Annotated in this window: 7 protein-coding genes; 6 read left to right on the top strand and 1 reads right to left on the bottom strand. The window is 59.2% G+C overall.

Annotated elements, in window-relative coordinates; translation table 11 throughout:
• Nucleotides 1-229: 229 nt before the first annotated feature.
• The 3 genes from ACZ1GS_RS04445 (at nt 230) to ACZ1GS_RS04435 (ending at nt 5,783) form a co-directional block, all read left to right on the top strand.
• Nucleotides 230-544, top strand: coding sequence for a DUF4212 domain-containing protein (locus tag ACZ1GS_RS04445; protein WP_472697283.1), 315 nt, complete (start codon nt 230-232; stop codon nt 542-544).
• Nucleotides 545-555: 11 nt separating this feature from the next.
• Nucleotides 556-2,331 carry a sodium:solute symporter family protein gene (locus ACZ1GS_RS04440; RefSeq protein WP_472697282.1) on the top strand — a complete coding sequence of 592 codons (1,776 nt, stop codon included), beginning with the start codon at nt 556-558 and terminating at the stop codon, nt 2,329-2,331.
• A 77-nt stretch (nt 2,332-2,408) separates the two neighbouring features.
• Nucleotides 2,409-5,783 (top strand): hybrid sensor histidine kinase/response regulator, encoded by a 3,375-nt coding sequence (locus ACZ1GS_RS04435; RefSeq protein ID WP_472697281.1) that lies wholly within the window; start codon nt 2,409-2,411, stop codon nt 5,781-5,783.
• Nucleotides 5,784-5,787: 4 nt separating this feature from the next.
• Here the strand turns inward: ACZ1GS_RS04435 and ACZ1GS_RS04430 are convergent, their stop codons facing one another.
• Nucleotides 5,788-6,435, bottom strand: a complete 648-nt coding sequence (locus tag ACZ1GS_RS04430; protein ID WP_472697280.1) for a response regulator transcription factor — start codon at nt 6,433-6,435, stop codon at nt 5,788-5,790.
• A gap of 294 nt (nt 6,436-6,729) precedes the next feature.
• Between ACZ1GS_RS04430 and ACZ1GS_RS04425 the strand changes: the two genes are divergently transcribed.
• The 3 genes from ACZ1GS_RS04425 to ACZ1GS_RS04415 all read left to right on the top strand — a co-directional run bounded on the left by ACZ1GS_RS04425 (nt 6,730) and on the right by ACZ1GS_RS04415 (nt 12,869).
• Nucleotides 6,730-8,178, top strand: coding sequence for a DcaP family trimeric outer membrane transporter (locus ACZ1GS_RS04425; protein ID WP_472697279.1), 1,449 nt, complete (start codon nt 6,730-6,732; stop codon nt 8,176-8,178).
• 402 nt (nt 8,179-8,580) lie between these two features.
• On the top strand, nt 8,581-11,721 hold the full coding sequence (locus tag ACZ1GS_RS04420; protein WP_472697278.1) for an efflux RND transporter permease subunit: 3,141 nt from the start codon (nt 8,581-8,583) through the stop codon (nt 11,719-11,721).
• Nucleotides 11,718-12,869, top strand: coding sequence for an efflux RND transporter periplasmic adaptor subunit (locus ACZ1GS_RS04415; protein ID WP_472697277.1), 1,152 nt, complete (start codon nt 11,718-11,720; stop codon nt 12,867-12,869). The genes ACZ1GS_RS04420 and ACZ1GS_RS04415 overlap by 4 nt, the downstream gene beginning before the upstream one ends.
• Nucleotides 12,870-12,872: the final 3 nt, after the last annotated feature.

Raw genomic sequence — 12,872 nt, 5'->3', positions numbered from 1 at the left:
CTTATTAACGATCATAGTTGCCAAAAGGTTAATCCCGTGGAGATTTTTGCCGGTTGCCGTTTTTCCGATCGGGTTAAGTGGCTGTAGCATATTAGATAAAGCTATTAGACCAAAGTCGGTCTATGAAAATCGTGGGACCAAACTAGCGTGCAAAGCTATGGCAAAAGCTGGCCAATTCTCACGCCTTGCCTAAATGCATGGTCAAACGACGACGAACGGGGAGAAGATAATGTCTGAAAACACGGAAGAACGATCCGCCGAGAGCGAGGAACCGGCCGATGCAGAACAGGATACAAGCGCCAACGAGCAGGCCTATTGGTCCAAAAATCTGAAGCTTTTATGGTCGCTCATGGCGATCTGGTTTTTCGTTTCCTTCGGCGCCGGCATCTTGTTCCGGGACTTTCTCGATCAGTTTTCGGTGGGCGGCTATCCGCTCGGCTTCTGGTTTGCCCAGCAGGGTTCGATCTACATCTTCGTCGTGCTGATTTTCTATTACACGATGCGAATGAAGACGATCGAACGCGAACATGATCTCGACGACTGAGGGAGGCTGACATGGATACCCAAACACTGATTTACGTTTTCGTCGGCTTGTCCTTCGCGCTCTATATCGGAATCGCGATCTGGTCGCGCGCCGGCTCCACAAAGGAATTCTACGTCGCTGGCGGCGGTGTCAATCCTGTGGTCAACGGCATGGCGACCGCAGCGGACTGGATGTCGGCCGCCAGTTTCATTTCGATGGCCGGCATTATCGCCTTTTCCGGCTATGACGGATCGGTCTATCTGATGGGTTGGACCGGCGGCTATGTGATGCTGGCTTTGTTGCTGGCGCCCTATTTGCGGAAATTCGGACAATTTACCGTTCCCGATTTTATCGGCACCCGCTATTATTCCAAAACCGCGCGGGTCGTCGCAGTGATCTGTCTGATTTTTATCAGCTTCACCTATATTGCCGGACAGATGCGCGGCGTCGGGATTGTCTTTTCCCGTTTTCTCGATGTGCCGATCGATCTCGGTGTCATAATCGGCATGGCGATCGTCTTCGTCTATGCCGTGCTTGGCGGCATGAAAGGCATTACCTATACGCAGGTCGCGCAATATTGCGTGCTGATCTTTGCCTATATGGTCCCGGCCTTTTTCATCAGCTTTCTGGTCACCGGCAACCCGATCCCGCAACTGGGACTGGGATCCACCGTCAATGACGGGTCCGGCCTATATGTGCTCCAGAAACTCGATCTGGTGCTGCAGGATCTCGGATTCGGGCCCTATACCGATGGTTCGAAGTCGATGATCGACGTTTTCTGCATCACCGCGGCGCTGATGATCGGCACCGCTGGCCTGCCGCATGTCATCGTCCGGTTCTTCACAGTTCCCAAGGCGTCAGATGCGCGCAAATCGGCAGGCTGGGCCCTGATCTTCATCGCCCTGCTCTACACCACGGCACCCGCGGTTGGTGCCTTTGCCCGGATCAATTTCATCGAGACGGTCAATGATACCTCCTATTCCGAAACGCCGGAATGGTTCAAAAATTGGGAAAGCAATGACCTGATCGCCTGGACCGACAAGAATGGCGACGGCAAGATGGACTATCGCGCGGGTGACGCCTTTGCCGGCAAACCCGAATTTACCGGCGAAACCGGTGCGAGTGGCGAGCGGTTGCTGGCCAACACCCCCAATCCGGACAGCGCGAATGAAATCTATGTCGATCGCGACATCATGGTTCTCGCCAATCCGGAGATCGCCAATTTGCCAGGCTGGGTCATCGCCCTGGTCGCGGCCGGCGGTCTCGCTGCGGCCCTGTCCACGGCGGCCGGTCTGTTGCTGGTCATCTCGGCATCGATCAGCCACGATCTGCTCAAGAACACCTTCCGGCCGCAAATTACCGAGAAAGGCGAGTTGATGGCGGCAAGGATCGCGGCCACCGCAGCGATCGTGGTCGCCGGTTATCTTGGCATTTATCCGCCCGGCTGGGTGGCACAGGTTGTCGCCTTTGCCTTTGGGCTGGCGGCGGCGTCCCTGTTCCCGGCCATTTTCATGGGCATTTTTTCGAAAGCCATGAACAAGGAAGGGGCGATTGCCGGGATGGTGACGGGGTTGCTTTTCACGTTCAGCTATATTGCCTATTTCAAACTGGTTGCACCGGAAAGCAATGTCGCCGCCAACTGGCTGTTCGGCATTTCGCCCGAAGGGATCGGCGTCATCGGCATGCTGTTGAACTTTGCGGTGGCCATCGCGGTGTCGCGAGTGACCGATGCGCCGCCGGTGGAAGTGCGCGGACTGGTGGATTCTATTCGTGTTCCGCGCGGTGCGGGTAAAGCCACCGAGCACTAGGACACTTCCCCGAAAGTGGGAGGGCGGTGCTTGGCGCCGCCCTTTTTTTGGCTATTGTGAACGGGAGAGGTTGCACCATGATATTGGGTATCACGCTGGCTGTGGCGGTGCTCTATTCCATCGGTTTGTTTCTGCTGGCGATCAACGGCGACAAAGGGCGAGTCCGCACAACACCCAAAGCGATGTCCTGGATCTACGGGCTGTCGCTGGCGGTCTATTGCACCAGCTGGACCTTTTACGGCGCAGTCGGAACGGCGGTTTCCGATGGCTGGCATTTCCTGCCCATCTATCTCGGCCCGATATTGCTGTTCACGGTCGGCTATACGATCGTCGCACGCACGTTGCGGCTGGGCAAAGCCCATCATTCCACGTCAATTGCCGACTTTCTATCCACGCGCTACGGGAAAAGCGGTGTGGTCGCTGCCCTGGTGACGGTCATCGCTACAGTCGGCCTGCTGCCCTATGTCGCCCTGCAATTGAAATCCGTCGGTCAGACCCTGTTCGCGATGGCCCCCAATATCCGGGCATCGGTAACAACCGATGATGTGGTTCTGGGCGTCACACTGTTCATGGCGCTTTTCGCGCTGCTGTTCGGGACCCGGCAAATTGATCTGTCCCAGCATAATCGCGGTCTGGTTCTGTCGATCGCAATGGAAGCTTTTGTCAAACTGATCGCCTTGCTCGCGGTTGCGCTATTCGCCATCATCCTGCTGTCGGATCCCGCCGCGCGGCCCGAAATCCCGATCGTCCCGATTTCGGATATCTTTACCATGGCGCAATTTGATTTGCGGTTTCTGGTGCTGACCATCCTGTCGGCCTGCGCCGCTTTGTGTTTGCCGCGTCAATTTCACATGACCATTGTCGAGGCGGTCAGTCCGAAAGCCAATGCGCCCATGCGCTATCTGTTTCCAGCCTATCTGGTCCTCACATCACTGGCAGTGGTTCCGATTACCCTGGCCGGAGTCAGCGCGCTGCCTAATGGTTCGGTCAATCCCGACATGATCATGCTCGCCCTGCCCCTGTCCGCGGGATCGGACTGGCTCGCAATCCTGGCCTTTATTGGCGGTTTTTCTGCCGCAACCGGAATGGTCATCGTAACGACCATCGCCTTGTCGGGCATGATCACCAATGATCTTATCGTGCCGTTATTCTATCGCCAACAATTCGAGCGGGGGGCGACGCCGATCATTCTCGGACCATCGCTGCTGCTGATCCGGCGGATGACCATTATCGGCCTGCTGATCCTCGCCTTTCTCTATTACCGGACCATCGACAGCGCCTCGACCCTGGCCGGTCTCGGCACGATCTCCTTCGCAGCGGTCTCGCAATTCGCTCCCGGCCTGATCGGCGGTCTGTTCTGGAAACAGGGCAATCGGTCCGGGATGATCGCCGGACTGTGCGTCGGGTTTTTTGCCTGGCTGCTGCTGTTGATCATCCCGGCCTATCTGGAAACCGATCCGCTCTTTACGATTGCCAGCGACACGCTTGTATCCGGCACCATAATCAGTCTGGGCGGAAATATTCTCGCCTATTTCCTGTTCTCTCTCAACGCCAACCCGACCATTATCGACAAGGCCCAGGCGGCGGCCTTCGTGACTATGGAATATGGCAGTGCCGCACCCGAACTGGGCAATGCCTCGATGCGCGTCGCAGATTTTCGCTTGCTGCTGCGCCAGTTTGTCGGGGAAGAACGCAGCCATGTCGCGATGCAACGGTTAAAAACCGAAACCGGTCGTTCGTTTTTTGACTTTGATCCCGCCGACTCCGCGCTCATCGAAATGACCGAACGGCAATTGTCCGGTGTGCTCGGAGCAGCCTCGGCGCGCGCGCTGATCATATCGACGATGGAAGGCGATCCGGTTCCGCTCGAACATGTCGTTGCGATGTTTGATGAAACTTCGCAACGCCTGCAATTTAGCGGTGAGTTGCTGCAAACCGCGATCGAGAATATCGACCAGGGAGTCGCGGTGGTGGACAGTGACATGAAGCTGGTGGCCTGGAACCGGCGCTATGTCGAAATGTTCGATCTGCCTCCCGAACTGGTCACGATCGGACGACCGATTGCGGATCTGATCGGGTATAATATGGTGCGCAACGGTCTCGACCCGGCCCGCAGCCAGGCGGCTGTCGAAAGGCGTCTTGATCATATGCGCGCCGGACGAAAACATGGCCTCGAGCGGGAACAGGTCAATGGCAAGATTCTGAGAATTCTCGGCAATCCCACCCCAACCGGCGGCTATGTGACGAGCTATACCGACATCACCGAAGATCGCCGGACCGAACAGGCGCTGGAAGCGAAAGTGGTGCAACGAACAGAACAGCTCACCAGTGTGAATGCGGCGCTGGAAAAGGCAACCCAGTCGAAAACCCGTTTTCTGGCGGCCGCCAGTCATGATCTCGTGCAACCGCTCAACGCGGCCCGGCTGTTTACTTCGGCGCTTGATGAGGAAATCGGCGACGCGTTGCCCAATGCCAAACGCCTGACCAAGGATATTGACCGGTCAATCGAAATGGCCGACCGCCTGCTCCGGACCTTGCTGGATATCTCGAAACTGGACGGCGGGGGCGTCAAACCGAATATTTCCCGATTTCCATTGGCCCCGCTGATCCAGGACCTGTGGTCGGAATTCAACCGCCAGGCCGAGCAGAAAGGCCTGCGACTGGATTTTCCGGAGACCGAGATATGGGTTGAGACCGACCGCAATCTGCTGCTGTCTGTCCTGCAAAACCTGATATCCAATGCCATTCGCTACACGCCCCGGGGCCATGTGCGCATGACGGTCGCGGCGATCGACGCCGGGATTGCAATCGGCGTGCAGGATACCGGCATTGGCATCGCCCGGTCGGACCAACAGCTGATTTTCGAAGAATTCCACCAGGTCCATTGCGGCGCCAAACAAAATGGCGTTGGGCTTGGTCTGTCCTTCTCGAAACGGATCGCCGAATTGCTGGGCACCGAAATTACGGTTGAATCGGAGCTTGACCAGGGCAGTCTGTTTTCCGTCATTGTGAAGCCAGCTGTGCCGCTGCCCCTCACGCAATGCCTGCAATCGGCAAACGATACGCTGCCGATCACCAGCGCGCTAAAGGGAAAGAAACTGTTGTGTATCGACAACGACCAGCAGGCGCTCGATGCGTTGGCGGCGTTGCTGGAACGCTGGGGCTGCGTGGTGTCCAAGGCGTCGGGGCGCGAACCGCTGCGCAGCTATGCCACCGATCCGCCCGATATTGTGATTTTGGACTATCAACTCGACAAGGGCCGGACCGGCGATCAACTTTATGCCGATCTGAGCGACCAGTGGGCGGTTTGCGTCCCGGCCATCTTGATCACCGCGGAAAATTCCGAGCACACGCGCAAGGCTGCCGAGGCACTTGGGGCTGAGCGGTTGCTGAAACCGGTTGCGCCAGCGGCCTTGCGCGCGCTGATCAATCAACTGCTCAAGAACAGCTGACCGGTCATCCCAATGTCGTCGGCGTCTGCTCGATCTTCAGTTTTTCGGCGACCAGCACGGCCTGGGTGCGATTGGCGACGCCCAGTTTCCGGAAGACGGCGGTCACATGGGCCTTCACCGTCGCCTCCGCGATGTCCATTTGATAGGCAATCTGCTTGTTCAGCAGCCCCTGGCTGACAAGTTTGAGGATGCGGCGCTGGGCCGGCGTCAGGCTGGCCAATTTGTCATAAATGGCATTGTCGGGATGCGGTTCCGCCATGGCGCTGTCGTCAAACCAGATCTCGCCATCCCGCACTGCGACCAGCGCTTCGCGCATCACATCAAGATTGGCGGATTTCGGAATGAAGCCGGACGCGCCGAGGCTCTGGCACGCGCGCACCACATGGCCATCTTCACTGGCCGACACAACCACCACCGGAACCGCTGGAAACTCGTGGCGAAAGTCGAGCAAGCCTGACAGGCCGTCACTATCTGCCATATGCAAATCGAGAATGAGCAGCTCGGCAGGACCAGCCGAAAGCGCGCCATGCGCCTCGGCCACGGTTTCCGCCTCCGCAATCTCCGCAGCGGGCCAGAGCTTGAGCACCGCCTGACACAAGGCGGCGCGAAACAGCGGATGATCATCGGCGATAATGATGCGGGTTGTGACCATGTTAGCCGGTCATCCTTCCGCTCCGGTCGCGGTCCGGCCCGTTGTAAGCAGGTTGTCCGGGATATGCGCAACAGCCGCTATCATGCCGGGGACGCAAAAAACGAGCGCTGCGGGCGGTTTTCTGTCCGCATCCTGCATCATAAACGTCTCCAACGGGCCCCCGTTTGTCAGCGCGTTATAATCTTAGCATAGCGGCCATTTGTATGCGACATTGGTCGTATAGACCATTGGCTAATTTATCCGGCAGGCTGCGGCTGACATGGTTTCCATCCCGTTCGTTCGAGAGGAAATCCCATGGGCAACACGCTAAAAGCAGACCAGCAGCCATCGCGCCGCATCCGCACCTTTCTATTGTCAGCCACTCTATTGTCGACCACCGCGCTGACCGCTGTGATTGCGACGCCTGCCATGGCCCAGGACAAGGACGCGTCCGAAACCCAGCAAGATGCGATCGATGATCGGCTCGACCGCCTCGAAGCGCTGGTCGGCACGCTGATCGAGCGGATGGACAAGAACGAACAAACCGTTTCGCAGAACGATCGCGCCATTGCGCGTCAGACTCAGGAAGCCGTGCAGGAAACACGGGCGCTCGCCGAGCGGACCAGCCAGGTCGAAGACAAGGTCGCGGCGCGGCCGGATCCCAAAAAAGGGTTTCATGTCGGCAACACCCGGGTGACCTATGGCGGCTATGTCAAGATTGATGCGATCAGCCAGCGCACCAGCGGCGGGCAAGTGGGCACCGGCAGCATCGTGCGGGATTTCCTGATCCCCGGTGCGATACCGGTCGGCGGCACCAGCTCGGGCTTTGATACGGATTTCAGCGCCCGCCAAAGCCGCTTTGTCCTGAAGACCGAGACCGATGTCGGCGAAGGCCACAAGCTGGCTTCCCATATTGAACTGGATTTCATGGTCACCGGCGGCGGTGACGAACGCATATCCAACAGCTATGTCCCCCGGCTCCGGCAGGCGTTCATCACCTATGACAATTGGTTGTTCGGCCAGGCTTGGTCCACTTTCCAGGATGTTGGCGCGCTGCCGGAGGCGCTGGACTTTATCGGCCCGACACCCGGCACGGTGTTTAACCGGCAGCCGATGATCCGCTATTCCGCCGGCGGATTGCAGCTTGCGGTCGAGCAGCCTGAAACCACAGTGACCAATGCCGCTGGCGGCCGGGTGCTGACCGGTGACGACGGATTGCCGGATGTCGTGTTGCGCTATAATCACAAGGGCGATTTCGGCCATCTGACCGTGGCCGGCATCGGGCGCTTCCTGCGCGTCAAGCCGGATGACTTCGGGCTCATTTCGGACAGTGCGATCGGCTATGGTCTCAGTGTTTCCGGCAAGGTCAAACTGGGCGTCAAGGATGACTTGCGCTTCATGGCGACCGCCGGGGAAGGTCTCGGCCGGTATATCGGGCTCAACATCGTCAATGATGCCGCATTGCGCGCGGATGGATCGATCACGCCAATCGCAACCTATTCGGGCTTTGCCGCCTACCGCCATTTCTGGACTGACAAGTTGCGCTCGACGGTGTCGGGATCCTATTTCAAAGCCGACAATCCGGTCCTGTTGACCACCGGAGCGGTCACCGACGAAAGCTGGAACCTGCTCGGCAATGTCATCTATTCCCCGGTCGCGCCGTTGGATCTCGGGATCGAATATATGTATGCCGAACGGGCGCTTGAAAATGGCGCGTCGGGCAATCTTCAAAAGGTGCAGGTCTCGGCCAAATATAAATTCTGACGCTCAGTTGCCGCGCCCGGAACCGCTCGTCAGGTCTGCCGATCAGAACAAGGCGATCCCCGGCGAGAGAGCCACGGCGTGGTCTGATCCCGCTTGGCCAAAACCTGCCACCCATGCCGACATATCGGGTCAGCGATAAAAATCGCTCGGAAAACCGCTCTTTTTACAGTAAAACTGTGGCAATCGGACGAGTGTCACAGCGGCCAATCCGCAATCTCATCCATCCTTCCCGGGCAATGCTGTTAATCGAACGCATCCCCATCTTGGTCGAAATCGGCTCAGAAAGTTACTTTTGATACGATAGCGGAAAGGCTCGACACAACTTTTGGGAAGTTGGGGACGGGAGGGTGTCCATATGCGCAAGCTAAAGTCTGATTCACGCTGCTTGGTTGGTGATACCAAATGAGCCTCACCAATATCGCCTTGAAATATCCCGCCGCCATAGCTGCGGCGCTGGCGCTGATTGCGCTTATCGGCGTGGTCTCTGCGTTCGGGACGCCGATCCAGCTGTTCCCGGATATCGAACGCCCGAGCCTGACCGTGCAGGCCGGCTGGCGGGCAGCCAGTCCCAAGGAAATCGAATCCGAAATCACCATTCCGATCGAGGAAGAACTGCGCGGCTTGCCCGGGCTGACCAACGTCCAGTCCTGGTCCAATAATGGCGGCGTCTGGCTGAATCTGGAATTTGCGCTGGGCACGAATATGGACAAGGCTTTTGCCGAGGTCTCCAGTCGGGTCCAGCGGGTGCGCAACTGGCCGCTGGATGCCGACCGGCCCTCGGTCGGCGGCGCCAATGGGCAGCAGGGGGAATCGCTGATCTACCTGTTTCTGCAGGCGCTGCCCGACAGCAATATGGACAGCGAGGCGCTGGCCCGGTTTGCGCGCGATACGATCACGCCCAAGATCGAATCGGTTGAAGGCGTCCAGGGCGTCGACATTCAGGCGCCGACGGGCGAACGGATCCTGCGCATCCAGTTTGACCCCTTGCGGATCGCCCAGCTCAATCTCACGATCGAAGAACTTGCTGCGGCTGTCGGCCGCTTTCAGGACATTGGTGGCGGCACTGTCGATGTCGGTCGCCGCGGCTATGCGCTGCGCTTCGAAGGCAATTTTTCCGCTGACCAAATTGGTGATCTGACGGTCGCGCAGCGCGGCTCAACGGTTATTCGCATGCGCGATGTCGCCGATATCAATGTCGGCCCGGACAAGGCTTTCGGGGTGACTTATCAGAACGGCAATCCGGCAATCGGCATGCAGGTCATCCGTCAACCCGGAAGCAATACGCTGGATGCGATTAATGGCGTGCTGGCGGAGGTCGAAAGCTTTAACGAGAATGAATTGAAAAGCGTTGGCGCGCGGATCGAAAAGAGTTTCGATCCCTCGGTCTTCATCAAGCGCGCCTTGTCTTTCCTCAGCGGCAATCTGCTGCTCGGCACCTTATTGGCAATCGGTTTGGTGTGGCTGTTCGTACGCCGGTGGCGGGCCACCCTGATCATCGCGGCAACCGTGCCGGTCTGTTTGCTGGCGACACTGGCGGTGATCGGCATGACCGGGCGCACGATCAATGTGATCTCCCTCGCCGGCCTCGCCTTTGCCACCGGCATGGTGCTCGACGCAGCGATTGTGGTGATGGAAAACTTCGTCCGGTTGCGCAATCATGGCCGGACACCGGGCGAAGCGGCCATCGAAGCGGTCACGCAGGTCTGGCCAGCGCTGTTTGCGTCTACCGCCACCACCGTCGCCATCTTCATCCCGATCATGTTCATCGAGGATGTCGAAGGCCAGCTATTCGCTGATCTCGCCCTGACCATCGCGATTTCGGTTGTCGCCAGTCTGATCGTCGCGGTCACCGTGCTGCCCGCCGCCGCTCGGCATTACGGGCAGCTCGACATGGAAGACAGCGAAAGCCGGTGGGATGGCTATGCCGATCGCATATTCCGGCTGATCGACAGCGACAAGAAGCGCAAGATCTGGATCCCGTCGCTGATCATCGCGCCGCTCGTCATCTCCTATTTCCTCTGGCCCCAGACGGATTATCTCCCGGATGTGAAACGCGATGCGGTCGATGCCTGGGTTGGCTTGCCATCGGGCGCGACGCTGGAATCTGCGCGCAGCGAGATTGCCGAAGAAGTGGTCGAACGGCTCGATCCCTATCTCAAGGGCGAGAAACAACCGGAGCTGCTCAACTATTATCTGTTCGTCAATCCCTGGGGCATTAATACCGGGATCCGGATCAAGGACCAGTCGCGCATCGACGAGATGACCGGCATTGTGAACAGCGAAATATTGGCGGGCTTCCCCGACGTGCAGGCCTTTGCTCAACAAGGCAGCCTGTTCGGCAATTTTGGCGGCAACGGCTCGATCGAGCTTTATCTGCAATCCGAGGATGACGAGGCATTGCGCGAAGCCGCACTGGTGGCCACTGACAGCATTCAGGCCGCCCTGCCCGGCGGCATGGTGCGCCCCAATCCCGATCCCAATGTGGTTGTCCCGGAACTTCGCCTGACGCCCAATGACCGGCGCATCGCCGAACTCGGCATGACCCGCGACCAGGTCGGCCGGGCGGTCCGGGCGTTTGGCGACGGTCTTTATCTCGGGGAATATGTCTCGGACGGCGAACGCATGCGGGTCATCCTGCGCGGATCGGAAGCGGCCGATCCGGAAGCGATTGAAAGCGCCCCGCTGGTCACGCCCAATGCCGGAACCGTTCCGCTGGGTGAAGTGGCCACGCTGCTGCGCGGTGTCGGACCGACCCAGATTGCTCATGTCGACGGCCGCAAGACGGTGACCCTGAATATCAGCGCACCACCGGGTGTGGCCCTGGGCGAAGCGCTGGAGACCATTCAGGCCGAAGCCGAACCGGCGATCCGCGATGCGCTGCAGACCGGAGGCACATTGCGTTACGGCGGCGATGCCGATGCGCTGATCAAGGCGATCAAATCGCTCAGCACCAATTTCATTCTCGCCGCGGCCTTGTTGTTCGTCATCATGGCTTCGGTGTTCCGCTCCGCCAGAGATGCCGCGCTGGTGATCATCGCCCTGCCCCTTGCAACGGTGGGCGGTGTGATCGCGATCCAGATACTCAATCTGTTCAAGCCGACGCCGCTCGATCTGTTGGGCATGATCGGTTTCGTTATTCTGCTTGGGATTGTCGTCAACAACGCGATCCTGTTGATGGCCCAGGCGCGCGAAAGCGAAGCGGGGGGCATGAGCAGAACCGAAGCGGCGCGGACCGCATTGCGTTTGCGCTTGCGTCCGATCCTGATGACCACCGGGACCTCGGTGATGGGCATGCTGCCGCTCGCGCTTGTCCCAGGCCCGGGCAGCGCGATTTATCGCGGTCTCGCGGTGATCATTGTCGGCGGCGTGCTGGTTTCAACCATCTTCACGCTCGTCCTGTTGCCCGCGCTGATCCAGCTCGGCTCTGCGAAAAAACCACAACTGACAACACCGGATGATGGTGAACCTTCATCCCCAAAACCGCAGCCATCCCGGCCAAAGCCCGATTTTGATGGTGGTGCCTTACCGGAGCCTGCTGAATGAATATTGTTCTTCCCGAAATGATCCGAAACAATGCCCGCTGGGTGATTGGCGGCGGCGCGCTATTGCTCGCCATTGCAATCTATTTCCTTGTGTTCGGATCCAATGCTGCGGAAGGGCAGCAAGGCGGACCCGGTCAGGGCGGCCCGCCGCCGGCCATTGTCACGCTGGCCAAAGTGGAACGGTCGGCGATCACGCCCAATTTCACCGCACCCGGCGACATTGTAGCCAATCGCGATTCCGTCGTGGCGGCAGAGGTTGCCGGTCGCATCCAAACCACGCTGGATATCGGCGCGCGAGTCAATCGCGGGACGGTGATTGCCGTCATCGACGATCGCACCGCCCGACTGGCGCGCGATCAGGCCCGCGCGGAAGTGGCGCGGCTGCAATCCGATCTCACCTATCAGAACCGTCTGGTCGGCCGGTTGGAGCAGCTGCTCCAGGAGGAAGCCGAATCCGAAGCATCGCTGGACGAAGCCAATTCAGCCCGGGACCAGACGCGCGCGCGCCTCGCCGCCGCGCAAGTGGCGCTCGAAACCGCACAGTTTGATCTCGCCCGCACCCGGATCCGGGCGCCCTTTGCCGGCCAGCTGGTCGAGCGCCGGATCGAAGTCGGTGAATATGCCACGCCCGGACGGGAAATTGCCCGGGTCATCGGCCGCGAAGGCTCGGAGGCGCGGGTCCGGGTTCCGATTGCGGTTGCCGGGTCTTTGTCGACTGGCCAGGAAGTGACCATAGTCGCCGATGGCGAACAGCGAACCTCGCGCGTGCGGACCGTGATCGAGGCCGGTGATGAAGTGAGCCGCACGCTGGAAGTGCGGGCTCCAATGGGCGCGCATAATCTCAAAATGGGCAGCGCCATATCGATCACCGTGCCGACTGGAGTGGAACGAAACGTCCTGACCGCCCCCCGTGATGCGCTGGTCCTGCGGGACAGCGGGATATTCGTCTATGTCGTCAATCCGAAAGACAAAACCGCCAAACGCATTGATGTCCAGGTCGGCGAGCCCGCCGGTGATCGCGTGGCGATATCCGGTCAGGTCGCGGCGGGCGACATGATCGTGGTCCGCGGCGGTGAACGGTTGCGCGATGGCCAGGCCGTCACCTGGAAAGGCGATTCCAAAGCAGACGCCGAGAAAAAGGCAGGATGAAAG

The organism is Parasphingorhabdus sp. W113 (genome assembly GCF_055693205.1).
Note: the sequence above shows the minus strand (reverse complement) of the source record. Positions and strands in the feature narration are given on the sequence as shown.

What these genes read in the sequence shown, in the direction of transcription:
- ACZ1GS_RS04445 (WP_472697283.1), top strand. Translation starts at nt 230, where the DNA reads ATGTCTGAAAACACGGAAGAACGATCCGCCGAGAGCGAGGAACCGGCC.
- ACZ1GS_RS04440 (WP_472697282.1), top strand. Translation starts at nt 556, where the DNA reads ATGGATACCCAAACACTGATTTACGTTTTCGTCGGCTTGTCCTTCGCG.
- ACZ1GS_RS04435 (WP_472697281.1), top strand. Translation starts at nt 2,409, where the DNA reads ATGATATTGGGTATCACGCTGGCTGTGGCGGTGCTCTATTCCATCGGT.
- ACZ1GS_RS04430 (WP_472697280.1), bottom strand. Translation starts at nt 6,435, where the DNA reads ATGGTCACAACCCGCATCATTATCGCCGATGATCATCCGCTGTTTCGC.
- ACZ1GS_RS04425 (WP_472697279.1), top strand. Translation starts at nt 6,730, where the DNA reads ATGGGCAACACGCTAAAAGCAGACCAGCAGCCATCGCGCCGCATCCGC.
- ACZ1GS_RS04420 (WP_472697278.1), top strand. Translation starts at nt 8,581, where the DNA reads ATGAGCCTCACCAATATCGCCTTGAAATATCCCGCCGCCATAGCTGCG.
- ACZ1GS_RS04415 (WP_472697277.1), top strand. Translation starts at nt 11,718, where the DNA reads ATGAATATTGTTCTTCCCGAAATGATCCGAAACAATGCCCGCTGGGTG.